Genomic DNA, 26,270 nt, shown 5'->3' on the forward strand with positions numbered 1-26,270 from the left:
AGTCGCCGATGCCTTGGGCAAAAACGGCTCAGGCCGCCTGCAGCATCTTCTCGACCTCGTTGACGAGGTCGCGCAGATGGAACGGCTTCGACAGCACCTTGGCGTCTTTCGGCGCCTTGGAATCCGGGTTCAGCGCAACGGCGGCGAAACCGGTGATGAACATGACCTTGAGGTCGGGATCGATCTCGGTGGCGCGGCGGGCCAGCTCGATGCCGTCCATCTCCGGCATGACGATATCGGTCAAAAGCAGCGAGAACGGTTCCTCGCGCAGCCGCTCATAGGCACTGGCGCCGTTGTCGAAGTCGCTGACCTGGTAACCGGCGCGCTCCAGCGCCTTGACGAGGAAGCGACGCATATCGTCGTCGTCTTCCGCCAGAAGAATGCGTGCCATGATATCCCGTCCGAATCACCCGCCCGGACTCTGCCGAAAGGCAGGGCCGTTAACCATCCTGTATATGAGGAGGCGAGGGTAAACATCAAGTGAACGAGGCGCGGCATAATCCGCATTCGCAAAGGCGGTGCCGGCGCCGAAATGCTGGACATGCGGCCGTCAAGGTGGCACTTTCATCCCATGATGCATTGGTGTTTTCGGGTTCGTTCAAATTGAAGACGGCAGCCGAGGATTTTTTGGTCGTTCCCCCCTTCGAAATCCGGTCGGGCGCCGAGCAGCGCGTCCCCTTCCTCTTCAACTCACCCCACAGCGGGCGCCATTATCCGGAGCGCTTCCTCGCCATGGCAAGGCTGGACCGCAACGCCATTCGCCGGTCCGAGGACTGCTATGTCGACGAGCTGTTCGGCGGCGCGGTGGCGCTTGGCGCGCCGATGCTCGCGGCTAATTTCCCGCGTGCCTATCTCGACGTCAACCGCGAGCCGTGGGAACTCGATCCGCGCATGTTCGCCGAGCCGGTGCCATCCTTCTGCAACATCCGTTCCGCACGCGTGGCCGGCGGGCTCGGCACCGTTCCGAAGCTGGTCGGTGAAGGCCTCGACATCTACTCCGGTCGCCTGCCGCTGGCCGAAGCGGTTGCCCGCATAGAGGCCGTCTACAAACCCTATCATGAAACGCTGAAACGGCTGTTGACGCGAACCCACGCGCGTTTCGGCTTTGCCGTGCTGATCGACTGTCACTCGATGCCGGCGAGCATCCGCGTCGGAGACAGCGGCCTGCGGCCCGATTTCATCATCGGCGACCGCTTCGGCATCTCAGCCACCGCGGCATTGACCGAGACCGCGATCGGCCTGCTCAACGCCATGGGCTATACCGTCGCCCACAACAAGCCCTATGCCGGCGGCTTCATCACCGAACACTACGGTCGCCCGGCGCGCCATCTCCATGCGCTGCAGATCGAGGTCAATCGCGGGCTCTACATGAATGAGCGCACATTCGAGAAAGCGGCCGGTTTCGATGCGCTGACCGACGACCTGGCGCGATTTTCGGCCGACCTGATGGCCATGCCCGACCACCATTTCATGGATCTGCCGCTGGCCGCGGAGTGAATAGATCCTGGTTTCATTAGATGGCGCCATCCTCAACCGCCGCATAGTCTTGGGCGACATGGATCGGGATTGGCGGGGATTGGAATTGGCGGCGAAAAAAAGACCGCATCGTTCGCACGATACGGTCGAAGTCTAGGGAGGAAACGCCCAAGGAGGGCATGGACAGGAAACCCTGTCCGAGATCAAGGGTATGGTGCGCTGCACAAATGTCAAGCGACCTACCGGCTTTTTTAATTCAGAGTGATGTGGAAATTGCGCTTCGGTGGCGCCGGCGTGTTATTCTGGCAACAGTCGGCGCGGCGAAAAATCCTGGAACGCCCTTGTCTTGGCGCGAAACTGGCGGCACCCGTGGCTCGGGCATGCTGCAATGCGGGAGAATCAGTTGGACATCAGCATCGATTTCATGCGCCGCATCGCGCAGGCGGCGGCAGCGGAAACCTTGCCGCGCTTCCGCAGCCAGGGCGCGGTCGCCAACAAGGAAAAGGGCAGCTTCGATCCAGTCACCGAAGCCGATCGCGAAGCCGAGCGTGCCATCCGGGCGCTGATATCGGCGCAATATCCGGACCATGGCATTCTCGGCGAGGAACACGGAAGCGAGAATATTTCCAGCAGGCATGTCTGGGTGATCGATCCGATCGACGGCACGCGCGCCTTCATCTCCGGCCTGCCGGTGTGGGGGACGCTGGTCGGATTGACGGTGGAGGGCGATGCCGTTGCCGGATTGATGTCGCAGCCCTTCACCGGCGAGCTCTTCTACGCTAACGCTTCCGGTTCTCATTATGAGGGGCCGGGCGGGCCGCGAAAACTGGTCACGCGCAAGACGACGAGCCTTGCTGAAGCAACGCTGTTCACCACGACGCCGGCGCTGTTCAAGGGCGAGGCGCGCCTGCGCTACGACCAGTTCGAGAGGCAGGTGCAACTCGCTCGCTATGGCACCGACTGCTACGCCTTCGCCATGGTCGCCGCGGGAAGCGTCGACATCGTCGCCGATCCCGGACTGAAGCCCTATGACATCGTGGCGCTGATCCCCATCATCGAGAAGGCGGGCGGCGTGGTCACCACCTTCGACGGCGGGCCGGCCGAGAATGGCGGCGATATATTGGCGGCGGCGACGCCCGAGCTCCATGCAGCGGCGATGGCGGCCCTGCGCGGCTGAGCATCCGTTTCGCCGCGATGCGCTTTAGGCGTCTGAGAGACGCAGGCCCCATAGAATGAGCGCGAAAGCGATGAGGCCGGTCGGCGCGGACGAATAGGCGATGCCTTTGATCGCGTATTCCTGAAAGGCGCTTCCATGCGCGGCTCCGGCCGCCAGCGGCATCGTCTCGTTGCCGGCTCCCCAGAGGCTGGCCATCACATAGGCTGCCAGGATGGCTAAGGCTGAATAGATCAGGAACCAGAACGCAATCCGTGACATCGCGACGCCAAGATTGAGCCTGGACCAGACGAGACCCAAAACCAGCAGCAGGACGCCCTGCAAGGCGCTGAGCGTGTGAACCGACAATCCGAGCCGCGGTGCGGCGAGGTATGGGATGGCGAACCCTTCGAATGACGAAAACAGCAGGAGGGCGATGCCGAGCTGCAGCAGGCGATGGCCCTGGCGTGGCAGCGTGCCCGATGCGTTCATGACCGCTCCTCCCGATCCCGTCGACTGACCTCTGCGGACGGTAACTAGCGCCCGGCGCCGGAACGGGAACCAGGCGTCGAGCTGTCTCCGGCCGAACGGCCGAATTGAGAAGCATGCATAGCCGTTAAACCTGCCGAGGCGTCGGCGCGATCATCGTCCGACATTGATCCGTGCAAGACGGCGTGCTGGGAATGGGCGTTGTCGGCGGATAGCGGGGCGACCTGGGGGGCCAACCGGATTATGGAATTTCGCCAACCAGGCATGAGCCGGCGCCGGACCGGCTCCGGTCTCGGCAATACGCGCCATCAGGCCGTCGGGTCGTCGCTGCCGGGAATGAAAGCGTCGAAGGCGGCGAGGAATTGCTCGCGGTAGATGTCGGCCTCCTGCAGGATCTCGTGACGCGCGCCGTCGATCATGAGCAGCGAGCCGAGGCGCAGACGCCTGGCATAGGCTTCCACGGCCTTGGTCGAGACGACCTGATCGGCACCGGCGGCGATGACCAGCAGGGGGACCCGGATGCGGGCCATGAATTCGGGATCGCTTACCGCTTCCGCGGCTTCGGCAGCCGCTCTCAGCCAGCGGATCGTCGGGCCGCCAAGCGCCAGTTGCGGGTGATCCTCGTAGATCTTGGTGTTGCGGCGGTAGCGTTCCGGATCCGTCGTTACCTTGTTGGTGTCGAAGGGAGCGGTAACCTTCGGCCGCGGCCCCCAGGCGGCGTAAAGCCGGCCAAGGCCCAGGGCACAAAACAGCGAACAGACGCGGCGGACCGTCCGGATCGAGACGGGCAGGTCGGGCAAGGTGAAGAACGGCGCGATCAGCACCATGCGCCGCACGCGGTTGACCATGGAGGGCGAAGCAAGCAGCGTGATCACGGCGCCGGCCGAATGGGCAAGGATGTAGTACGGCCCGCGGCAGTCCGGCAGCACGATCTCCTCGAAGAACTGTTCAAGGTCGGCCGTGTGGTCGCGGAAGGACCTGATATAGCCGCGCTGGCGATCGCGGATCAGCCGGTCGGAGTCGCCTTGGCCGCGCCAGTCAAGCGTGGCGACGCCAAAACCGCGCGCCGCAAGATCGCGAATGGTTTCGAAATATTTCTCGATGCACTCGTTGCGGCCGGACAGCAGCACCACGGTGCCCTTCATCGGGCGGGCGAGCGCGGCGAACAGGCCATAGCGTATCTTCTTGCCGTCGCGTGCGGTGAAAAAGCCGCCGGTGGCGTTTTCCGGTCGCGGGTTGCCCTCAGTTTCATGAAAAAGGGGAGTTTCGTGAAAAGGGAGATCCGTCATTCGGCGCTTCGTGCTCGGCGTCTCGCATGCCTGCCTGTCGTGGCCGGCCTCGCCAAGGTTGATAGCCGTCCATGGGCCAAAAGCAAAGGAATTCCGGGAGCGTCGGATCGGCAACAGGGAAGGCCGGAAGCCGCTATGAGCGCGCTTCCGGCCCCTGTCGATCCGGGAGGAAGGGACGTTGCACCCGGTTCGGCCTCGTCGCGGCGCCCGGTCCATGCAGATCCGGCGCCGCTTGTCCTTGATGTCGAGAGCAGTCTAGCGGCGGCTGTCTGAACGCGCGCAAAAGCGCCGGTTCATCTGCCGTTCATCCTCGATTTTTGCCGGGAGGCAAAATCTTGAAATGGCTTTGCCCGCTCCCCAAATGTGGATTGCGGCCGCCAATGTCGGGGCCGCTGGTCAAACCGGAACGCCGCTCACGGGTTTCGCACCGGCCAAACGCAAACCTTGTTGCTCAACAGGAGAACACACCATGCGTCACGTTGATTTTTCCCCGCTCTATCGCTCGACCGTCGGCTTCGACCGTCTCTTCACCATGCTTGATTCCCTTGCGCAGCCCGATGGCGCGCAGACCTATCCGCCCTACAATATCGAGCGCACCGGTGAGGATGCCTACCGCATCTCGATGGCTGTCGCCGGCTTCTCGGACGAGGAGATCTCGATCGAGGCCCACCGCAATGTGCTGACCGTGAAAGGCGAGCGCAAGGATGAGGGCACCGGCGAGGGTTCCGAACTGCTCTATCGCGGCATTGCCTCCAGGGCCTTCGAGCGCCGCTTCCAGCTTGCCGACCACGTCGAGGTCGTGGGCGCCACGCTGAAGAACGGCCTGCTCTTTGTCGACCTGAAGCGCAACATCCCCGAGGAACTGAAGCCGCGCAAGATCGCGATCACTTCGGCTCCGGCCAAGGCCAAGCAGATCGAGGCCAAGACCGCTGCGTAATCCCTAAGTCTCCTCCCGAGACGGAAGCGGCGCCGAAAGGCGCCGCTTCTTTTTTATTTGCCGGGAACAGCAATTACCCGGCGATCAACTGGCCAAAGCGGTCGACTTCCTCTGACGTCGTCGCAAAACTGGTGACGAAGCGATAAAGCAATTCGTCCTCGCCGATATGGCCTTCGAAGCCATGCGGCTTGTGCCAGTCGTAGAAAACAGCACCCGCCGCCTGCAGCCTGTCGGCTTCAGCCTTTTTGATCACCGCGAAAACCTCGTTCGCTTGCGGCAGCCAAGCCAGTTTCGCCGTCTCGGAATCCTCGATCGCCGCGGCAAGGCGGGCAGCCATGGCATTGGCGTGCCTGGCGGTGTCGAGCCACAGGCCGTCGCGGAAATAAGCCTCGAACTGTGCCGCGATAAAGCGCGATTTGGAAAACAGCTGGGCGGCGCGCTTGCGCAGGAAGGCCAATTCCCGGGCACGCTCGAGACCGAACAGCACGATCGCCTCGGCGCACCAGCAGCCGTTCTTGGTGCCGCCGAAAGACAGTATGTCGACGCCACTTTTCCAGGTCATTTCGGCGGGCGTCGTGTCGAGCGCGACCAGTGCATTGGCAAAGCGGGCGCCGTCCATATGCAATGGCACGGAATGTTGCCGCGCGATGGCCGAGATCGCGGCGATGTCATGCAGGCCGTAGACCGTGCCGACCTCCGTCGACTGGGTGATCGAGACCGCCATCGGCCGGCCCCAATGGACCACCTCGCCGGCGAAACGGCCGATCGCCGTTTCCAGATTGTGCGGATCGATCCGGCCCAGCGCGCCATCGACGGCATGCAGCCGCGAGCCGCCGGAGAAATATTCCGGTGCGCCGCACTCATCTTCGATGACATGCGATTCGCGATGAGCGAAGGAAATGCCGCCGGGCTTGTTGTAGGCGGTCAGCGCCAGCGAATTGGCGGCGGTGCCGGTGGCCACGAAGAACACCGCAACCTCGCGTTCGAAGATTTCGCTGAAGCGCTGGCAGACGGCCTGGTCGAGCGCGCCATCGCCATAGGCAGTGGAAAAGCCGCCGGCGTGGGCCGAGAGGCCGGAGGCGATGTTGGGGTGGGCGCCTGCCCAATTGTCGGAAGCGAAGAACATGCATCTGCCTGTGCTGGGAAAATCGCTGCAACCTTGACCGGTTTCATGGCTGGCTCGCAAGGGCCAGACGCCAGAAAACGGGTAAAGCCAGCGAGCTGCCGAAAACCGGCAGGGACGGAAGCTTGCGTTTAGCGGGTATTTCACGAAGCTTTGTGTCGCAGAACGCCGAAGTTTTTTGTGAATCGGTCTTGTATGCGCCCGGCTTTTCTGCCATAAAAATTTAGGACAGTAGTGCTGTCTTATTTTGTCGCGCAAAACAGGCTGGATTGGCGTATTCTAAGCCTCTCCGGCTTTTGCCGCGAGCGACAGGTGGACGGCCGTGCTCTGGCCTGTACGATACCGGATGCGAACCGCGCGGCGAGCCGCATGGTTCGGCAAGGATTTCGCAAGACGTGCCGTAAGGATGAAGGGGAAGCAATGCGCTTCCCGAGGCAAACCAGCGCCCGCTAGGACGCGGAATGGAGGACAGGACGATGACGGAATTGACGCACGCTGCGACGAACGGCAAGGCCGCGCAGACGAAAGCGGCAGCCGTCAAAACCCTGGCCAATACCCGCCGCACCGGTTTGACCGCCCAGGGCCTTTACGATCCGCGCAACGAGCACGATGCCTGCGGTGTCGGCTTCATCGTCAACATGAAGGGCGCGAAGTCGCACACGATCGTCGAGGACGGGCTTTCCATGCTCGAAAACCTGACGCATCGCGGCGCCGTCGGCGCCGATCCGCTGATGGGCGACGGCGCGGGCGTGCTGGTGCAGATTCCCGACGGCTTCTTCCGCGAGGAGATGGCCGCGCAGGGCGTCGAGCTGCCGCCGGCGGGGCAGTATGGCGTCGGCCATTGGTTCATGCCGCAGGATGCCGCGCTGCGCGCCCATGTCGAGGACATCATTGCCGAATCGGCGCAGTCCGAGGGGCTGCCGCTGCTCGGCTTCCGTGACGTGCCGGTCGACAATTCGTCGCTCTCCAAGGCCCCGGATATCGTGGCATCCGAGCCGTTCCACCGGCAGGTCTTCATCGGACGCACGGCCGACATTCCCGACGACGAGGAGTACGAGGCCAGGCTCTATCTGCTGCGCAAGGTCATATCGGGCCGCATCTACGCCGAGAACGACAACAAGGACATCGGCGCCTACTGCGTGTCGCTGTCGGCGCGCACCATCGTCTACAAGGGCATGTTCCTGGCCTATCAGGTCGGAGCCTATTACAAGGACCTGTCCGATCCGCGCTTCGAAACGGCGCTGATCCTGGTCCACCAGCGCTTCTCCACCAACACCTTCCCCTCGTGGAAGCTGGCGCATCCCTATCGCATGGTCGCGCATAATGGCGAGATCAACACCGTGCGCGGCAACAACAACTGGATGGCGGCGCGCCAGGCGTCGGTGGATTCGGAGCTGTTCGGCAACAACATCTCCAAGCTCTGGCCGATCTCCTATGAGGGCCAGTCCGACACCGCATGTTTCGACAATGCGCTCGAGTTCCTGTTCCAGGGCGGATACAGCCTCAGCCACGCCATGATGATGCTGATCCCGGAAGCCTGGGCCGGCAACAAGCTCATGGACGCCGACCGCAAGGCCTTCTACGAATACCACGCGGCGCTGATGGAGCCGTGGGACGGGCCCGCCGCGGTCGCCTTCACCGACGGGCGCCAGATCGGCGCCACGCTCGACCGCAACGGCTTGCGGCCAGCGCGCTACATCGTCACCGACGACGACCGGGTCATCATGGCGTCGGAGGCCGGCGCGCTGCCTGTGCCGGAGGAAAAGATCGTCCAGAAGTGGCGGCTGCAGCCCGGCCGCATGCTCTTGATCGATCTTGCCAAGGGCCGCATCGTTTCCGACGAGGAGATCAAGTCGGAGATCGCCACCAGGCATCCCTACAAGACCTGGCTCGCCAATACGCAGCTCATCCTGGAGGACCTGAAGCCGGTCGAGCCGCGCGCGCTGCGCAAGGATGTCAGCCTGCTCGACCGCCAGCAGGCGTTCGGCTACACCCAGGAAGACACCAAGCTCTTGATGTCGCCGATGGCCACCACAGGCCAGGAAGCCGTCGGTTCGATGGGCACCGACACGCCGATCTCGGCGATGTCGGACAGATCGAAGCTGCTCTACACCTATTTCAAGCAGAACTTCGCCCAGGTCACCAATCCGCCGATCGACCCGATCCGCGAGGAACTGGTGATGAGCCTGGTGTCCTTCATCGGCCCGCGGCCCAACATATTCGACCTGGTCGGCAGTTCGCGCCGCAAGCGGCTGGAAGTGCGCCAGCCGATCCTGACCAATGGCGATCTCGAAAAGATCCGCTCCATCGGCCACACCGAGGATCGGTTCGACACCAAGACGATCGACATCACCTATGCCTCGATCGAGGGCGCGGCCGGCATGCAGGGCGCCATCGATCGGCTGTGCGAGCGGGCGGAAGCGGCGGTCGCCGGCGGCTACAACATCATCATCCTGTCCGACCGCCAGCTCGGGCCGGACCGCATCGCCATTCCCGCGCTTCTGGCCACGGCCGCGGTGCATCATCATCTGATCCGCAAGGGGCTGCGTACTTCGGTCGGGCTCGTCGTGGAATCCGGCGAGCCGCGCGAAGTGCATCATTTCTGCTGTCTTGCCGGCTACGGCGCCGAAGCGATCAATCCCTATCTCGCCTTCGACACGCTGCTCGACATGCACAAGCGCGGCGAATTGCCGGAAGAGGTCGACGCCTACGAAGTCGTGTCGCGCTACATCAAGTCGATCGGCAAGGGCATCCTCAAGGTGATGTCGAAGATGGGCATCTCGACCTACCAGTCCTATTGCGGCGCGCAGATCTTCGACGCGATCGGGCTGAAGACCGATTTCGTGGAGAAGTATTTCACCGGCACCGCCACGCTGATCGAAGGCGTCGGGCTGGACGAGATCGCCGAGGAGACGTTCAGGCGTCATACGGATGGTTTCGGCAACGATCCGGTGCTGCGCAACAGCCTGGATGTCGGCGGCGAATACCTGTTCCGCATGCGCGGCGAGGCGCATATGTGGTCGCCCGACGCGGTCGCCACCTTGCAGCATGCCGTGCGTCAGGGGTCTTGGGAGACCTTCAAGGAGTATTCCGCGCAGATCGACAGCGAGACGGCGCGCGCGCAGACCATTCGTGGCCTGTTCAAGATCAAGCTGGCGGAAGATACCGGCCGCAAGAAGGTCCGTCTCGACGACGTCATGCCGGCGGCCGAGATCGTCAAGCGTTTCTCGACCGGCGCGATGTCGTTCGGCTCGATCTCCAGGGAAGCGCATACGACGCTGGCGCGCGCCATGAACGCCATCGGCGGCAAGTCGAACACTGGCGAGGGCGGCGAAGAGGCAGACCGCTATCTGCCGCTGCCCGGCGGCGGCAAGAACCCCGAACGTTCGGCGATCAAGCAGATCGCTTCCGGACGGTTCGGCGTGACGACCGAATATCTCGTCAACTCCGACGTCATGCAGATCAAGGTGGCGCAAGGCGCCAAGCCCGGCGAGGGCGGCCAGTTGCCCGGCCACAAGGTCGACGCCACCATCGCCAAGGTCCGGCACTCGACGCCCGGCGTCGGCCTGATCTCGCCGCCGCCGCATCACGACATCTATTCGATCGAGGATCTGGCGCAGCTGATCTACGATCTGAAGAACGTCAACCCGGCGGCCGACATTTCGGTCAAGCTGGTGTCGGAGGTCGGGGTCGGCACGGTCGCGGCGGGCGTCGCCAAGGCGCGCGCCGACCACATCACCATCTCGGGCTACGATGGCGGCACGGGTGCCTCGCCGCTGACGTCGCTCAAGCATGCCGGCAGCCCGTGGGAGATGGGCCTTGCCGAGACGCACCAGACGCTGGTGCTCAACGGTCTCAGGTCGCGCGTGGCGCTGCAGGTCGATGGCGGATTGCGCACGGGCCGCGACGTCATCATCGGCGCGCTGCTCGGCGCCGACGAGTTCGGCTTCTCGACCGCGCCGCTGATCGCGGCCGGCTGCATCATGATGCGCAAATGCCATCTCAACACCTGCCCGGTTGGCGTGGCGACGCAGGATCCGGTGCTGCGCAAGCGCTTCAAGGGCACGCCCGAGCACGTCATCAACTTCTTCTTCTATGTCGCTGAAGAGGTGCGCGGACTGCTTGCCGAAATGGGCTTCACCCATATCGACCAGATCATCGGCGACGCCGATCTCTTGGAAAAGCGCGACGTGATCCAGCATTGGAAGGCGCGCGGGCTCGACTTCTCGAAGATGTTCTACAAGCCCGATGCGCCACATGAGGCGGTGCACTGGACCGAGCGGCAGAAGCACCCGATCGACGACGTGCTCGACCGCAAGCTGATCGAGCTGGCCAAGCCGGCGCTGGAGGCCAAGCAGCCGGTCAAGATCGAGGTCGACATCCGCAATGTCGATCGTTCGGCGGGCGCCATGCTGTCGGGCGAGGTCGCCAAGCGCTTCAAGCACAAGGGCCTGCGCGAGGATACGATCCAGGTGAAGCTGACCGGGACCGCCGGCCAGTCCTTCGGCGCCTTCCTGGCGCGCGGCATCTCCTTCGAGCTGGTCGGCGCCGGCAACGACTATGTCGGCAAGGGCCTGTCGGGCGGCCGCATCGTCATCCGGCCGCCGGATGAAGCCAAGATCGTCGCGGCCGAGTCCATCATCGTCGGCAACACGGTGCTCTATGGCGCTACCGAAGGCGAGGCTTATTTTGCCGGTGTCGCCGGCGAGCGCTTCGCGGTGCGCAACTCGGGCGTCGTCACCGTCGTCGAGGGCGTCGGCGACCATGGCTGCGAATACATGACCGGTGGCATCGTCGTCGTCATCGGCAAGACCGGCCGCAACTTCGCCGCCGGCATGTCGGGCGGCGTTGCCTATGTGCTGGACGAGGCGGGCGATTTCGCCGAGCGCTGCAACATGGCCATGGTCGAGCTGGAGCCGGTGCCGGAAGAAGACGACCTGATGGAAAAGCTGCTGCATCATGGCGGCGACCTCGACCACAAGGGCCGCGTCGACGTCTCGGGTGACATGACCAGCCATGACGAGGAGCGGCTCTATCAGCTGATCTCGAACCACGTGCACTATACGGGTTCGGTGCGCGGCCGCGAGATCCTCGACAATTGGGCGGCGTTCCGGCCGAAATTCCGCAAGATCATGCCGGTCGAATACCGCCGCGCGCTGATCGAGATGGAACGCATGCGCATGAGCGTGGCGGCCGAATAGATCTTCGCAAAGGCCGGGAAGCCCAGGCTTCCCGGCTCCATGTCACTGATAATTTGACCTCTCGCGGAAGGTTGCCACGGCTGCCTGAAGAGGTTAACGGGTGCGGCGAAAACCGCACCATCTGGACAGCAGGAACTGGACTATGGGCAAGGTAACAGGCTTTCTCGAGATCGACCGGCAGGTGCACAAGTACCAGCCGGCCTCCGACCGCATCCGGCATTTCCGCGAGTTTACGCTGCCGATGTCGGACAAGGAGGTCGAGAAACAGGCCGCGCGCTGCATGGACTGCGGCATCCCGTTCTGTCACGGGCCGACCGGCTGCCCGATCCACAACCAGATCCCGGACTGGAACGACCTCGTCTATAACAGGGACTGGGACAATGCGATCCGCAACCTGCATTCGACCAACAATTTCCCCGAATTCACCGGCCGCATCTGCCCCGCGCCTTGCGAGGAAGCCTGCACGCTGAACCTCGAGGACATTCCGGTGGCCATCAAGACGGTCGAGCAGGCGATCGCCGACAAGGCCTACGAGACCGGCCATATCAGGCCCTATCCGCCGGAGAGGAAGACGGGCAAGCGCGTCGCCGTCATCGGCTCCGGCCCGGCCGGCATGGCCGCCGCCCAGCAGCTCGGCCGCGCCGGCCATGATGTCCATGTCTACGAACGCGAAAGCCGGCCAGGCGGGCTGATGCGCTATGGCATTCCCGACTTCAAGATCGAGAAGCACTATATCGATCGCCGCATCGAGCAGATGCAGGGCGAAGGCGTGACCTTCCATTGCGGCGTCAATGTCGGCATCGACAAGCCCGTGGCCGAACTGCTCGCCGAGCATGACGCGGTGCTCTATTGCGGCGGATCCGAGACCCCGCGTGCGGCCAACATCCCCGGTGACGATCTCGGCGGCGTCTATGACGCGATGCCTTACCTGGTGCAGCAGAACCGGCGTGTCGGCGGCGAGCCGATCCAGTCGGTGGCGTGGCCGTCGCACCCGATCATCGCCAGCGGCCAGCATGTCGTCGTCGTCGGCGGCGGCGATACCGCTTCCGACTGCGTCGGCACCGCCTTCCGCCAAGGCGCCGTGCGCGTCACGCAGCTCGACATCCGTCCGCAGCCGCCGGAGAAGGAAGACAAGCTCGCCGTCTGGCCCTACTGGGCGACCAAGATGCGCACCTCCTCCTCGCAGGCCGAGGGCGCCGAGCGCGAATTCCAGGTGGCGACACTCGAATTCATCGGCGAGGAAGGCCAGCTGACCGGTGTCAAATGCTGCGAGGTCGACGACAAGCGCCGACCGATCGTCGGCACCGAGTTCGTCATCCGCGCCGATCTCGCCTTCATCGCCATCGGCTTTGCCGGGCCGGCCATGGCCGGCGTGGTGTCTGAACTGGAAGGTGAGATGAAGATCGTCACCGACAGCCGGCGCTCCCGCAATGTCGAGGCCAATGACCGCGACTACCGGACCAGCGTCGACAGGCTCTATGCCGCGGGTGACGTGCGTCGGGGCCAGTCGCTGGTGGTCTGGGCGATCCGCGAGGGTCGGCAGGCGGCGCGTTCGATCGACGAGGCATTGATGGGTTCGAGCGTCCTGCCCCGCTGAGCCCGTTTGGAAACTCTACTGCTGCGGCCATAAGGCGTTTTCTGCGCTTCCGGTGCTCCCGTACCCAAAAAGTACGCTCGCTCCGGTTCTTGAAAACGCCATCCTATGGCTCGCAGCAGCGAGTTCCGAAAACCGGTTTCGGCCCTCCGCGCTGCTAAGGAGTGATGGCCGTCGTCGTGCCAGCCGCGGCGGCCGCGGCTGCCGGATTTGTCTTCGGCGGCCAGGCGAAATCGTCGGCGCGGCCGGGCGAAGCCACCGGCGCCTTGCCCTCGACCACCAGTTTTTCGCCGGGCAGGCCCGGGTTGGCCTTCGCGGGCGGTCCGGCGCCGAGCAGTTCCGTGCCGCCGTCGAGCGCCGGATCGCTGAGCAGCATCGGCGCGGTGCGGTCAATGACGATGGGAGCCGCGGCCGGCGCCGGCGCCTCGACCGGCGCGCCGGCAGGAGCAGCGGTCGGGGCGACGCTTCCCGGCGCGGCCAGGCCCAGGACCTTCATCAACGGCTTTTCGGTATAGAAGGCGAGCTTGCGCTTGCCGGCCTTCGACATGTTGATGCCGTCATCGGAGCGCAGCCGCACGGGCTGGCCGTTGATGTCGGGGCCACTGGTGACGAAGGCGCCGTTCTCGTCGACGAATCCATCCCAGATATCGACGAATTCGCCGCCATGGCTTTCGGCCGCCTGACGGTAGATGTCGTTGAAGGCGAGCATGTCGGATGTCATCTTCGAAACCCTGAACGCCGGCATGCCGACCCACAGGAAAGGCACCTTAGCCGTGGCGATGGCCTTGCCGAACGCTTCGGTGCGACGTTCGTATTCCTTGGTCCAGGTCTCGGAACGGGGCTGCTCGCGCACATCCCCCACCTTCATCGGCTGGCGGTCGTTGGAACCGAGCATCACGACCACGGCGGCGGGCTTTTCGGTCTCTATCAACGATTTGATCTGTTCCGGCCAATTGTAGAAATCATCGCGCACGAAGCCCGACGAGCCATTGGAGCGAACGACGATCCTGACGCCGGTATTCTCGGCAAAGGCGGTATCTAGACCTTCGGCGAGCCCGGCCGCCATGAAATCGCCGACCACCAGGACGACCCGGGCGTCCGGCGCCTTCTCGGCGATCGGGATTTCCGGTTCCGCGGGCGGACGCGGGGCACGCGGCTTTTTTGCCTTCGGCCTGGGCCTTGGTTTCTGGATGTCCAGCGGCGGCTCGATCCGCTCGCTGCGGCGCGGGAACAGAAGGTCACGCAATGACCAGCCGCGGCTTTGCTGCTCCTGCGCCATGGCGGGGGCATGGAAGGCGCCTGCCATGGCGACGGCGAGCACGGCGACGGCCAGGAACAGCACCAGCATGCGGGGAATGAAGGTCCCGATGCGCGCAGCCCAAGCCAATCGCTCCTCCTCAGTTCATGACAGGCCCTATTTTTGCCTGAGCCATTTTAGCACTTCCATGCTCGGATAGCCGTCCTGGGTCAAGCCGACCTTTGCCTGATAGGCCATGATGGCCGACTTCGACCCGTCGCCGATCTTGCCGTCGAATTTGCCGTCATAAAGGCCGTGCTGGGAGAGCCGCTTCTGCAATTCCTGCCTTTCCTCGAACGTCAGCTTGGTGAAAGGCCGTTTCCAGTCCTGTACGAGGCCGGTGGAACCGGCGATCTCGTCGGCAAGAAGACCAACGGCAAGCGCGTATTTGTCCGCATTGTTGTAGGCCTTGATGACCGAGAAATTCCTGATCATCAGGAAAGCGGGGCCGCCGCGGCCATCCGGTACTTTCAACGTCGCCTTGTCGCTGAGGTTCCTGAACGGCTTGCCGCTCGCCCTGACCACGCCGAGCGCCTGCCATTGCGCCAGCGTCCTGGAGCCTGCGGGCAGCTTGCCGGCCGGCAAGGCCACCTCGTAGCCCCAGGTCTTGCCGGCCTGCCAGCCATTCTTCTTGAGCAGATTGGCTGATGTCGCCAGCGCATCGGGAATGGAATTCCAGATGTCGCGCTTGCCGTTGCCGTCCATGTCCACGGCATAGTGCTGGTAGCTGGTCGGGATGAACTGGGTCTGGCCCATGGCGCCCGCCCAGGAACCCATGAGGTGGCTCTCGTCGATGTCGCCGGTCTGGAGGATCTTCAGTGCGGCGACCAGTTGCGTGCGGGCATATTTCGACCGCTTCTGATCGCCATAGGCCAGGGTCGCCAGCGAGCGGACGACATTGCGCATGATGTCGTCGCGCTTGAGGATCTCGCCATAGTTGGATTCCATCGACCAGATGGCCAGCAGGACGTTGCGGTCAACGCCGAACCTCGCCTCGATCCTGTCCAGCCACGGCTTCCATTTCCTGGCCATCTGCTGGCCGACCGCGACCGACTGGTCGTGGACGCGGTTGTCGAAATAATCCCAGGCGGGCGCGGTGAATTCCGGCTGGGTTCGGGCTTTTTCCAGCACCACCGGATCGGGTTCGTCGATGCCCCTGAAGGCGCGGTCATAGACGGCGCCGGAAACGCCCCCCTGCACCGCGGTGGCGCGGAAGCCGGCGACCCATTGCCGGAAGCCGGCATCGGCGAAGGCCGGCCCGGCAGGCATCAGCATGGCGAGCGAGAGGCTGGCGGCCGTCATGACGCTGGTGAAACGCTTTGCGGCATTGCGAACGGACATCTTTTCCTCCTTCTCCGTCTTGGGAAAGACCATTCATCGCCGAACCAGGTTAGGAATTGGTTTACCATAGGCCGCCCCTGGAACGAAAAGGCGCCTCGATGCTTCTACCGGTGCAAGTTTCCCTTCATCCGCCCGATAATCCTCAATTCCGGCGTGAAAATGTCGCGGGGCGGGATTGCGGAGCCGGCCTGCAAACGGATAATTGAAGGCATGAAGAGAGTTCGCAAGGCAGTTTTCCCGGTCGCAGGTCTCGGCACGCGGTTTCTCCCGGCCACCAAGGCCGTCCCCAAGGAAATGCTTACCGTGGTCGACCGGCCCGTCATCCAATACGTGGTGGACGAGGCGCGCGAGGCAGGCATCGAGCATTTCATCTTCGTCACCGGGCGCAACAAGGCGGTCATCGAGGATCATTTCGATATCCAGTTCGAGCTCTATGACACGCTCGCCCAGCGCGGCAAGGACGACCAGCTCGCCAGGCTGCAGCGGCTGCAGCCCGGGCCGGGACAGACCAGCTTCACTCGCCAGCAGGTGCCGCTCGGACTTGGCCATGCCGTCTGGTGCGCGCGCGAACTGGTCGGCGACGAGCCGTTCGCGCTGTTGTTGCCCGACATGATCATGCAGTCGGAAAAGAGCTGCATGAGGGACATGGTCGACCTCTATGCCGAGACCGGCAACAACATTATCGCGGTTCAGGAATGCGATCCCGCCGAGACCCATAAATACGGCATTGTCGGCCGGGGCGAAGCCACCCATCATGGCTTCCGCATCACCGAGATGGTGGAAAAGCCGAAGACCGGCACCGCGCCCTCCAATCTCTACATCAATGGCCGCTACATATTGCAGCCCGAGATTTTCAAAATCCTCGAAGGCCAGGAGAAGGGCGCCGGAAACGAGATCCAGCTCACGGACGCAATGCTGAAGCTGGAGAAGCAGCAGCCCTTCTACGGCTACCACTTTCAGGGCCGCACCTTCGATTGCGGATCGCCGGAAGGGTTCGTCGAGGCCAATGTGGCCTTCGCGCTCTGGCGCAACGACATGAACCAGAGCATGGCCGGCGTTATCCGCAGGCTTCTCGACGAGATGGCGCCTTCGGAGCACGTTGTGGCGGCGCTTTAAGGGAGGCGCTGTCTGGCCGATGTCTCGGATGCGGCACGCAGCTTAGCGGCCCGCGCTTACCGCTGCACCTTCACGCCGAGATAGATGCTGTTGGCGGTGTAGTCGCGGCCAGGCAGGTTGCTGGTGAGCTTCTCGGTCCTGGCGCGGGTGGTGAGGCCGGCATAGCGGTTCAGCCACCATGTCAGCCCGGCTTCGGCGCTCAGCACCCTGTCATGGCCGTCTATGCCGATATAATCGCGCCAGTCCAGGCCCAGCGCGGCATTGCCGGTCAGGTTGGCGCGGATCTGGCGTTCGGCCGTGAGGCGGCCGGAATAGAGGATGTCGCCGCTTTCACCTGCGGTGGTCGTGGGCTCGACCGTGGTCCGCCCGGTCAGGCCGATCGTGGTGCCGCGTTCGGGCGACCATTTCAGGTCGGCGTCCACGGTGGCACCCGCGATCGCCCCCAGGCGGTCGTCGTCGATCGCTTCCCGCAGCCAGCCGGCCGAGAACTCGCCGGCGAGCTTCTCGCCCATGTCGAGCTCGAGGCCGGCGCGGGCACCAAGCCGCGTTGATGAACGCTCGAAGCCTTCATTGTCGAAGCGTTGATCATAGGCCCTGCGCCCGAGTTCGATTTCGGTGAAAGGCGTAAGGGCAGGGGAGATTTCGTAGCCGGTGCGCAAGGTCGCCGTATAAAGCGTGGAGTTACGATCCTTCTGCGACAGCGAGGTGTCGTCAGAAAGCTTGGCGTCGCCATAGAAGTCGTGCGAGACCGCGCCGGTCAAAGTGTATTGCGCCTTGCCGACGTCCTTTTCGATGCCGAGGCTGCCGTCGATGGTCTGGCGCAGCGGTTGCTTGCTGACGCCTGCAATGGCGTCGGGCGACGAGGCCGATTCCGGCACGGCCTCGTAACCGAGCTTGGCGACGGCGCGTTGCTCGTTGTCGAGGTCGACATTGAGCTGGCCTTCGATGCGGCCTTGCTCATTGTGAACCGGGTAGCCCGAGACGGTCTCGCGGAAGAGGCCATAACCATCAATGGTCGCGGAGTTCTCGCGCCAGTCGGAGGCGGCGGAAAAGCGCAGTGCCGTCTCGGACAGCAGCGCCGCTTTGCCGGCACTGCTGGAATCGCCGTTCGAGGTGGCGGTCAGGCCCTGCTCCAGCGTCGGCCTTATGACGAACGAGCCCCATTTGATGCCTGGAGCGGTGAACGGATCGTCCTCGATTTTCTTCTTCTGCCCTTCGATGGAAGCGGTGCGTTCGGCGCCCGGATCGAGCTGCTGCCGGTCGACGCTGTCGATCGTGACGGCGCGGCGGTTGGCGGTCTCCTGGTCGGTGCCGGTGACGGTGGCGTCGGCATCGTCGGCCGTGCTGGCGGTCGTGGTCGCGTCGGTCGTCGCGGTGGTGTTCTTTTTCTTTGTCTTCGCCCTGTCGGCGGCCTTGTCCGCATTGGCCTGCCCGGTGGCCGATGGCCGGCGTGGTTTGGGCGGAGGCGGATTGTCGGCGGTCACGTCGTCACCGGCCGCCGGCGGGTCGAAGATGCTGCCAGTGGGCGAGGCGGCACCGCTATCGTCAGGAGCAGCGCCGGCGCTGGCGGGCAGATAGGTGCGCGACGGCGTGTCGTCCTGACCGGCGGCATTCGCTGGCTGCTGTTGACCCTGACCGGCTATGGCGGCCAGTCTCGCTTTGCGCTGCTGGTCGGACAGGATCGCCGATTCCGAGACCTCGCCGCGCAGCTCCGTTTCCTGGGCGAAGGACAGCGTCGGTCGCGGCAGGCCGAAGATGCTGGTCGCCAGCAGCAAGGCGCAGGCAGCCTTGCTCTTTCGCCTTCTCGTCTTTTCTGACTGGGCCCCGGACATCGCCACCACTGCTTGCGCGGCGCGAGCGCGCGCCATACTTACCGAACCGTAAATGGGGATGGTTAACGGAGGGTTGAGGCGGGGGGCGATTGCTTTTCCAAGCGCTCATTGTTCCAGGCCTCGACATTCGTGACCTTGCGCTTCGTTCATTCGAACCGCTCTCCTAGACGGTCGGGGGAGGCATTTCCGTTGGACAGGCGCGGCACAAAGCGCTAATCGCATCGGCCATGGATGCGCGATCCCTCGACAAGAAGCCGTTGGACAGACAGGCCTCGAACGCTTCGGCGCTAAGAACGGTGGCGACCGAACAGGCGGGAGTGGCAGCGCTGGCCGAGGCGCTCGAAAACGGGCTGGCGAAGCCCTTTGCCGAAGCGGTCGACATGATCTCGAGGATCGAAGGCCGGGTCATCGTCACCGGCGTCGGCAAAAGCGGCCATATCGGCTCGAAGATCGCCGCGACCCTGGCCTCGACCGGAACGCCGGCCTTTTTCGTCCACCCCGCTGAAGCCAATCACGGCGATCTCGGCATGATCGCCAGGGACGATGCCATCATCGCCATGTCATGGTCGGGCGAAAGCAAGGAGATGATGGGCATCGTCGCCTATTCCAAGCGCTTCTCCATCCCGCTCATTGCAATCACGTCCGGTGAGACATCGGCGCTGGCGCGCGCCGCCGATGTCGTGCTTTTGCTGCCGCGTGCGCCGGAAGCCTGCCCGCATGGCCTGGCGCCGACGACATCGGCACTGCTGCAACTGGTGATGGGCGACGCACTGGCGATCGCCCTGCTCGAGGCGCGGGGTTTCACGCCCGATCATTTCCGCACCTTCCATCCCGGCGGCCAGCTCGGCGCCAACCTGATGCAGATCCGCGAGATCATGCATGTCGGCGAGAGATTGCCGCTGGTCGTTTCGGGCACCGGCATGCAGGACGCGATCCTGGAGTTGTCGCGCAAGGGCTTCGGCTGCGTGGCGGTCACCGCCGCCGACGGCGCGCTGATCGGCATCGTCACCGATGGCGACATCAGGCGTCACATAGGCAGCAACCTGACGGCGATGACCGTCGATCAGGTGATGACGAGATCTCCCAAGACCGCGGCGCCGGACACGCTGGTGGCGACCGCACTGCAGACGATCAACAATTCAGCCATCACCAGCCTGATGGTGGTGGAGGGCAACAAGCCCGTCGGGCTCGTCCACCTGCACGATCTTTTGCGCATCGGCGCTGCGTAGGGCAGTTCACCGTTTCACGGAAACGGCGAACTGCTCTATCTCTTTGTTTCTGCACAATTCCGGACGGAAAACCGTACACACTTTTCCTGGAATTGCGCTAGCGCGGAGCCGGTTTCACACTCGCTCGACGGTCAGTTCGAGATCGGTGTCGGCGGCTCCGGTGACGCGCACCTGGGTGCCGGCCGGCAGGTCAGGGCCAGAGACGCGCCACAGCGTGTCGCCGAGCTTGATGCGGCCGCGGCCGTCGCGGATCGGCTCGGCCAGCGTCGCCATCCTGCCGATCATCTGCGCCCCACGGCGGTTGAGCAGCGGCTGGTCGGTCGGCTCGTCGCGTCCGCCGATGAGTTTCTTGCCGACCAATGCCGAGACCAGCGACAGCGCGAGGAAGACGAGCACTTGGACCTGCCAGGTCCAGCTGGCCGCATCCCAGACCAGCAGCGATACCGCGCCCACGATCAGCGCGGCGATGCCGGTCCACAACATGAAGATGCCCGGTGCGATGATTTCCATCGCCAAAAGCACGAAGCCCAGAACCATCCAGTTCCACGGGCCGAGTTCGGAAACGATGCGGTCGATCATGGTTTTGATCCACTCACAAAGGCATTAGTTGTCGCTCGGCCTGACGACCGGAGGTCGTGAGACCTGCCGCTGCGTGCCGGACGGCCCGTCGCCCTTGAACACTTCCCTGGCGATCTCGCCGATGCCGCCCAGCGAGCCGATCAGCGACGACGCTTCGAAAGGCATCAGCACGATCTTGCTGTTGGTGGCCGAACCGATCTTGCCCAGCGCTTCGGTGTATTTCTGGGCGACGAAGTAGTTGAGCGCCTGCACATCTCCCTTGGAGATCGCTTCCGACACCACTTGCGTGGCGCGGGCTTCCGCTTCGGCGGAGCGTTCGCGTGCCTCGGCATCGCGGAAGGCGGCTTCCTTGCGGCCTTCGGCCTCGAGGATCTGCGACTGCTTGAGGCCCTCGGCGGCAAGGATCTGCGCGCGTTTGTTGCGTTCGGCCGTCATCTGCCGGCCCATCGATTCGATCAGGTTGGCGGGCGGATTGATGTCCTTGATCTCGACGCGGGTGATCTTGATGCCCCAGGGATGGGCCGCTTCGTCGACCACGCGCAGCAGGCGCTCGTTGATCGCGTCGCGGTTCGACAGCAGCTCGTCGAGATCCATCGAGCCCATCACGGTGCGAATGTTGGTCATGGTCAGGTTGAGGATGGCGTTCTGCAGGCCGGAAACCTGGTAGGCCGCCTGCGCCGCGTTGAGGATCTGGAAAAAGGCGATGCCGTCGACGCCGACGATGGCGTTGTCGCGGGTGATGATCTCCTGGCTCGGGACGTCGAGCACCTGCTCCATCATGTTCAACTTGGCGCCGATGCGATCGATGAACGGCACGATGAGGTTGAGGCCTGGCGACAGCGTTTTCGTGTAACGGCCAAAGCGTTCGACCGTATAATTGTAACCTTGCGGGATTGTCTTTATGCCTTTGAACAGCACCAGCACGACAAGAGCGACCAGAACAATAATCGCAATATCGAAACCACTGAAATCCATTTGGCTCTCCCTCAAGAGGCAAGCCATGGGAGCCATTCTCCCGCAGCCGGCTTCAGCAAACACTTAAGTGTGTTTCAACAACGTTACAATCAGGTGATGAGGGATTGTTTGTGTCGCTGCTGCCGGTGCCTGAAGGCGAACAGGCTTGCGTCCGTATCTTCCGATCCGGCGATGGCGGCAGAAACGATTTCGGATGCGATTTGCGAGAAGGCGATGCCGTTGCCGCCATAGCCCATCACGGCCTGGATGCGCGGATGCCCAGGGATGGCGCCGATATAGGGCAGGCCGGTGGTTGTGGTGCCGAAGGAGCCGGTCCAGGCAAAATCGGGCCTGGTGTCCAGATCCGGGAACAGGCGGCCGAGCTTCCTGGCCAGTCTCAGGCTCTTGCCGGCGATCAACGCGTCACGCCGTTCCTTGTCGATAAAATCCTCGTCTTCGCCGCCGCAGATCACCCTGCCGTCGGCTGTCGCCCTTGCATAAAGATAGGGGTCCGACGCTTCCCAGATGAGGGCCGCGTTCGGCCAGATCTTTCGCGGCTGCGGGCGTGTGGCGATGGCCCATGTCGAGATGACGCGGTGGGCGGCTGCCGGCACGATGTCGGTCAACTCGTAGCCGGTCGCGAGCAGGACGTGCTGCGCGCTGATTATGGGGCCGCCCCTGGTGGCGACGACGACCTCCTTGGCGCTGTCTTCGATCGTGGTCGCCTCGACCGGGGCGTAGAGGCGCGCCTTGCGCTCCAGCGCCTTCAGCAGCAATCCGGCGGTCAGTTTGCGCGGATCGAGCACGATGTTGCCATGGCTGAGGATGGCGCCGTCGCGCTCGATGCCGAATCGCGCAGCCAGCGGCGCAGGGGCGAGATAGGTCGCGGCGATGCCGGCCTGTCGCCGCGCCTCGGTCTCGTCACGCAACTGCGATGGGCCGAGCACGGTACCGGCCAGATAGAGGGAGGGGGCGCGGCTCAGGCGGCAGTTGATGGAGAGCTCGGCTATGCGGCCGGCAAGGTTGGAAACGGCCAGACGCGAGCGCCGCCAGGCCTGTTCCGCCGAGGCCTTGCCGATCATCCTGCCGAGTGCCGTCAGCGGCTGGTCGATCTCGAACTGCACCAGGGCGGTGGTCGCCGACGTCGACCCTCTCAGCGGGCCGCGCCGGTCGATGCAGACCACCGAATGGCCGTCCGCCGTCAGCGCTTCTGCGATCATGGCGCCGCTGATGCCCATGCCTATCACCAGCACATCGGCCTTGGCGTCACGGGTCAGAGCGCTTGTCGGGACAGCGGGTGCCCGATAGGCGGACCAGACTGGCCGCCCGCTTCTGAGGTCGAGCTTGCGGGGCATCGATGGTCTCCGGAGGGCGCGCCTCAACGCCCCGGAACGTCCATTGTTCCCGGGTTCAGATCCAGCCGGACAGTTCGCGCCGCACCATCGCCTCGATCACCGCCATGCCTTTGGGACTGTCGTTGAGGCAGGGGATGTGCGCGAATCTCCCACCGCCGGCATGATGGAAGGTTTCCGCCGCCTCGCGGCCGATCTCGTCCAACGTTTCGATGCAGTCAACGGAAAAGCCGGGGTTGACGATGGCAATCGATTTCACGCCGTCCTTGGCCAGTTTCTCCACCGTCTTGTCGGTGTAGGGCTGCAGCCATTCCTGTGCGCCGAAGCGCGACTGGAAGGTGGTGATCAGCTTCTTCTCGTCCCAGCCGAGCCTCTCGCGCAGCAGCCGTGTCGTCTCGAGGCAATGCTCGCGGTAAGGATCGCCTTTGTCGGAATAGGGTTTCGGGATGCCGTGATAGGAGGTGATGACCACCTCCGGTTCGAAATCGAGGCTGGCCAGATGCCGTTCGATCGAATGGGCGAGCGCCTCGATATAGACCGGTTCGGCATAATAGGGCGGCACGCTGCGGACGGCAGGCGCCGCACGCATCTTCATCAGCGCCCGGAACAACTGGTCATTGGCAGTCGCCGTGGTGGTGGCCGAATATTGCGGATAGAGCGGAAAGGTCAGGATGCGGTCGCAGCCCTGCGCGACCAGGCTTTCGGCGACGCTCGCGGTCGAGGGATTGCCGTAGCGCATCGCCCAGCCGACGACCACGTCGGGCAGGTCGCGCAATGCCACGGTCAGCTTCTCGGCCTGGGCGCGGGTATAGGTGCGCAGCGGCGACTCGTTGTTCTCGCGATTCCAGATCCTGGCATAGTTGGCGCCCGACTTCTTCGGTCGCGTGGTCAGCACCAGGCCGTAGAGGATCGGATACCAGATCGCCTTGTTGAGTTCGATGACGCGCGGGTCGGACAGGAATTCGCGGAGATAGCGCCACATCGGCCTGAAATCGGTGCCGTCCGGCGTGCCGAGATTGACCAGCATGACGCCGACCTTGCCCGCCTTGGCCGGCGAATGTCCGGCCGGTCTCGGCCCCACGGTTCTCGCGGGCTTGGCGTCGACAGGAGTGGAAGGCGGCATTGCGGGTCTCCGAACACGGCGCGAAAGTAGCGATGCGGCGCTGCTTTTCAATGCAGCGTCTGGCCGCACCTTACCCGAAACAGGATGCCCGCCCTGTTTCGGGCGGGTGTCCCTGCGCGCAAAGGCGAAGGCGGTTACCTCGGCGGTATGGTCAAGGTGGCGCCGACCGGAAGCCGGCGCGGCTCGTAGCCCTTGTTGGCTTCGGAAATGACTTTCCACCTGGTGCCGTCGCCATAGGCCTTCTTTGCCAGGTCCCAATAGGTATCGCCGGCGACGATGACATGGCTGGTTTCGGCCGGTGCGGCCTCGGCGGGCTTTGCCGGCTCAGCCGGCGCGGGTGTTGCCGGGGCAGGGGCGGCTTCGGCAGGCTTTGCCGGTTCCGCAGGTGCTGGCGTTGCCGGAGCGGCAGGCGTTGCCGGTGCGGGCGCAGGCGCGGCCTCGGTCGACACGGCCGGCGGCGTGTTGGCGATATCGCCGGAGTTGGCAGGCAGATCGGGCATTGCTTCGGCTGGCTTGGCGGGCTCCGCCGCAGGCGCGGCCGCTGTCGTCGCGGCGATCTCGGTGATGCGGCCGTCGAGCTTGGGCGTGTAGGGCCGGTGCGCGCCGAGATAGTCGGCGACCACCTGTTCGAGGCCGGGGCCGTAATCATAGGCGTTCTTGGCCTTTTCGGCGAAAACCTTGTAGCCGTCGCCGCCCTGGCGGACATAGTTGTTGGTGGCGACCAGATAGTCCTTGTCGGGATTGAGCGGCGTCCAGGCGCCGTTCTCCATCACCTCGACAGACTTGACGCGGCCGGCATTGGCCGGGGCGGATTTGTCGAAGGCGTATTTCAGGCCGGCCACCTGCGGGAAGCGGCCGGCGCCGTCCTCGACCTGGCTGAGACCGCTTTCGAGCCCGGCAACGAGGTCCTTGCCCGAGATCTGGAAGGTCGCCAGCGTGTTCTGGAAGGGCAGCACGGTCAGCACCTCGCCCATGGTGACGGTGCCCTTGTCGATCGAGGCGCGCAGGCCGCCGCCATTGGAGATGACGATCTCGACGCCCTGTCCCTTGACGTGGTCGAGGATGGCGTCGGAGACGAGATTGCCCATCGCGCATTCGCGGGCGCGGCAGCTCTCGCGGCTGCCGTCGATGACGTCGGTCGTCTCGGCCACTTCCTTGTTCTTAAGCGCTTCGATCGGCGCGCCGAGCTCCTTTATGCGGGCGAGCACGGCGGGATCGGGCGTGATCGACTTGTCGAGGAGGATCGGGTCGCCGCTCGCCGACTTGACGACGCCATTGTCGTCGAACACGACCTTGAACTCGCCGAGATATTTCGAATAGGACGCCGCCTGCACGACCGGCACCTTGTAGCCGTCCGGATTGTCGACCATGGTCGGATAGGGGCCTGCCGCCTTCGGATCGGTGTTGGACAAAAGCGTATGGCTGTGGCCGCCGACGACCACGTCGACGCCCGGGATCTTCGCTATGACATCGCGCTCCCTGTTGTAGCCGATATGGGTCACGGCAATGATCTTGTTGACGCCCTCTCCCTTCAGCTTCTCGACCTCGGCCGTGATCGACTTGACGTCGTCCTCGATGGCGATGTTGGGGCCGGGAGTGGCGAGTTCGGGCGTATCGTTGGTGACGGCGCCGATGATGCCGATCTTCTGGCCGCCGACCTCGACGACGATGGACGGCTTGACGCGGTCACCGAGCTTGGACTGCGCGTTGGCTTTCACATTGGCGCCGAGCACGGGGAACTTGATCATGTCGAGGAACGGCGCCAATGCCGTTTCGCCGTCGTCGAATTCATGGTTGCCGAGCGCCATGGCATCGAACTTCATGTCGTTGAGGAACTCGCCTTCGGCCTTGCCTTTGTAAGTCGTGTAGAACAGCGAGCCCTGGAAATTGTCGCCGGCGCTGAGCAACAGCACGTTCTGGCCTTCCAGCTTCTTGCGCTCCTGCGCGATCGCCGTGACCAGCCGGCCGGCGCCGCCGACGCATTCGCCCTTTGTCTCCTCGTCGGCCGAGCAGGTGGATTCGTATTTGTTGTTGCTTTCGATGCGGCTGTGCCAGTCGTTGATGTGCAGGATATTCAGCGTGTAATCGGCAAAAGATGCGCCGGCCGACAGGCCCAGCGTCGACGCGGAAAGGGCGGCAATGGCGGCAAGCTTCTTCATCTTCGTCTCCCGGATAGGCTGATCAG

General features: G+C 63.9%; 19 protein-coding genes. 7 read left to right on the plus strand and 12 right to left on the minus strand.

The window, feature by feature from the left end:
* Positions 1–28: 28 nt before the first annotated feature.
* Entirely contained in the window at positions 29–391 is a 363-nt protein-coding gene (locus FJ959_RS23990; protein WP_006199474.1) for a response regulator, read from the minus strand.
* A gap of 164 nt (positions 392–555) precedes the next feature.
* Here FJ959_RS23990 and FJ959_RS23995 point away from each other — a divergent pair, with 164 nt between their 5' ends.
* Both FJ959_RS23995 and hisN read left to right on the plus strand, forming a co-directional pair.
* Positions 556–1,497 (plus strand): N-formylglutamate amidohydrolase, encoded by a 942-nt coding sequence (locus FJ959_RS23995; protein ID WP_140632484.1) that lies wholly within the window; start codon positions 556–558, stop codon positions 1,495–1,497.
* 382 nt (positions 1,498–1,879) lie between these two features.
* Positions 1,880–2,653 carry a histidinol-phosphatase gene (gene hisN / locus FJ959_RS24000; RefSeq protein ID WP_140513691.1) on the plus strand — a complete coding sequence of 258 codons (774 nt, stop codon included), beginning with the start codon at positions 1,880–1,882 and terminating at the stop codon, positions 2,651–2,653.
* 24 nt (positions 2,654–2,677) lie between these two features.
* On the opposite strand, the gene FJ959_RS24005 is transcribed toward hisN, so the two are convergent.
* Both FJ959_RS24005 and FJ959_RS24010 read right to left on the minus strand, forming a co-directional pair.
* A complete protein-coding gene (locus tag FJ959_RS24005; protein WP_140513690.1) occupies positions 2,678–3,121 on the minus strand; it encodes a hypothetical protein in 444 nt (147 codons plus the stop codon).
* A gap of 305 nt (positions 3,122–3,426) precedes the next feature.
* Complete coding sequence (locus FJ959_RS24010; RefSeq protein WP_140632487.1) at positions 3,427–4,407, minus strand: alpha/beta hydrolase; 981 nt, start codon at positions 4,405–4,407, stop codon at positions 3,427–3,429.
* A 469-nt stretch (positions 4,408–4,876) separates the two neighbouring features.
* Between FJ959_RS24010 and FJ959_RS24015 the strand changes: the two genes are divergently transcribed.
* Positions 4,877–5,344, plus strand: coding sequence for an Hsp20 family protein (locus FJ959_RS24015; RefSeq protein ID WP_140496288.1), 468 nt, complete (start codon positions 4,877–4,879; stop codon positions 5,342–5,344).
* 73 nt (positions 5,345–5,417) lie between these two features.
* Here the strand turns inward: FJ959_RS24015 and FJ959_RS24020 are convergent, their stop codons facing one another.
* Complete coding sequence (locus FJ959_RS24020; protein WP_140632490.1) at positions 5,418–6,470, minus strand: low specificity L-threonine aldolase; 1,053 nt, start codon at positions 6,468–6,470, stop codon at positions 5,418–5,420.
* Positions 6,471–6,943: 473 nt separating this feature from the next.
* Here FJ959_RS24020 and gltB point away from each other — a divergent pair, with 473 nt between their 5' ends.
* Positions 6,944–11,668: a glutamate synthase large subunit gene (gene gltB / locus FJ959_RS24025; RefSeq protein ID WP_140632493.1), complete on the plus strand. Its 4,725-nt coding sequence runs from the start codon at positions 6,944–6,946 to the stop codon at positions 11,666–11,668.
* Positions 11,669–11,810: 142 nt separating this feature from the next.
* A complete protein-coding gene (locus FJ959_RS24030) occupies positions 11,811–13,265 on the plus strand; it encodes a glutamate synthase subunit beta (protein WP_140522407.1) in 1,455 nt (484 codons plus the stop codon).
* Between the two features lie 154 nt (positions 13,266–13,419).
* Here the strand turns inward: FJ959_RS24030 and FJ959_RS24035 are convergent, their stop codons facing one another.
* Both FJ959_RS24035 and FJ959_RS24040 read right to left on the minus strand, forming a co-directional pair.
* Complete coding sequence (locus tag FJ959_RS24035) at positions 13,420–14,649, minus strand: DUF459 domain-containing protein (RefSeq protein ID WP_140624327.1); 1,230 nt, start codon at positions 14,647–14,649, stop codon at positions 13,420–13,422.
* A gap of 27 nt (positions 14,650–14,676) precedes the next feature.
* Positions 14,677–15,900, minus strand: coding sequence for a lytic murein transglycosylase (locus FJ959_RS24040; RefSeq protein ID WP_140496283.1), 1,224 nt, complete (start codon positions 15,898–15,900; stop codon positions 14,677–14,679).
* A gap of 201 nt (positions 15,901–16,101) precedes the next feature.
* On the opposite strand from FJ959_RS24040, the gene galU reads away from it, so the two are divergent.
* Positions 16,102–17,016 (plus strand): UTP--glucose-1-phosphate uridylyltransferase GalU, encoded by a 915-nt coding sequence (gene galU, locus FJ959_RS24045; RefSeq protein WP_181168598.1) that lies wholly within the window; start codon positions 16,102–16,104, stop codon positions 17,014–17,016.
* 56 nt (positions 17,017–17,072) lie between these two features.
* Here galU and FJ959_RS24050 read toward each other — a convergent pair whose 3' ends face one another.
* The gene (locus tag FJ959_RS24050; protein ID WP_181171970.1) at positions 17,073–18,848 is read right to left on the minus strand and encodes an outer membrane beta-barrel protein; all 1,776 of its coding nucleotides are present in this window, start codon (positions 18,846–18,848) and stop codon (positions 17,073–17,075) included.
* A gap of 227 nt (positions 18,849–19,075) precedes the next feature.
* Between FJ959_RS24050 and FJ959_RS24055 the strand changes: the two genes are divergently transcribed.
* Complete coding sequence (locus FJ959_RS24055; RefSeq protein WP_140632496.1) at positions 19,076–20,077, plus strand: KpsF/GutQ family sugar-phosphate isomerase; 1,002 nt, start codon at positions 19,076–19,078, stop codon at positions 20,075–20,077.
* A gap of 114 nt (positions 20,078–20,191) precedes the next feature.
* Here the strand turns inward: FJ959_RS24055 and FJ959_RS24060 are convergent, their stop codons facing one another.
* The 5 genes from FJ959_RS24060 to FJ959_RS24080 form a co-directional block, all read right to left on the minus strand.
* Positions 20,192–20,656 carry an NfeD family protein gene (locus FJ959_RS24060; RefSeq protein ID WP_140496280.1) on the minus strand — a complete coding sequence of 155 codons (465 nt, stop codon included), beginning with the start codon at positions 20,654–20,656 and terminating at the stop codon, positions 20,192–20,194.
* Between the two features lie 24 nt (positions 20,657–20,680).
* On the minus strand, positions 20,681–21,631 hold the full coding sequence (locus FJ959_RS24065) for an SPFH domain-containing protein (protein WP_140513683.1): 951 nt from the start codon (positions 21,629–21,631) through the stop codon (positions 20,681–20,683).
* A gap of 89 nt (positions 21,632–21,720) precedes the next feature.
* Positions 21,721–22,965: an FAD-binding oxidoreductase gene (locus FJ959_RS24070; RefSeq protein WP_140632499.1), complete on the minus strand. Its 1,245-nt coding sequence runs from the start codon at positions 22,963–22,965 to the stop codon at positions 21,721–21,723.
* Between the two features lie 55 nt (positions 22,966–23,020).
* Positions 23,021–24,085 carry a ferrochelatase gene (gene hemH, locus FJ959_RS24075; RefSeq protein ID WP_140632502.1) on the minus strand — a complete coding sequence of 355 codons (1,065 nt, stop codon included), beginning with the start codon at positions 24,083–24,085 and terminating at the stop codon, positions 23,021–23,023.
* Positions 24,086–24,219: 134 nt separating this feature from the next.
* A complete protein-coding gene (locus tag FJ959_RS24080; protein WP_140624316.1) occupies positions 24,220–26,244 on the minus strand; it encodes a bifunctional metallophosphatase/5'-nucleotidase in 2,025 nt (674 codons plus the stop codon).
* Positions 26,245–26,270: the final 26 nt, after the last annotated feature.

It is taken from the genome of Mesorhizobium sp. B2-2-4 (assembly GCF_006442375.1).
GTDB lineage: Bacteria > Pseudomonadota > Alphaproteobacteria > Rhizobiales > Rhizobiaceae > Mesorhizobium.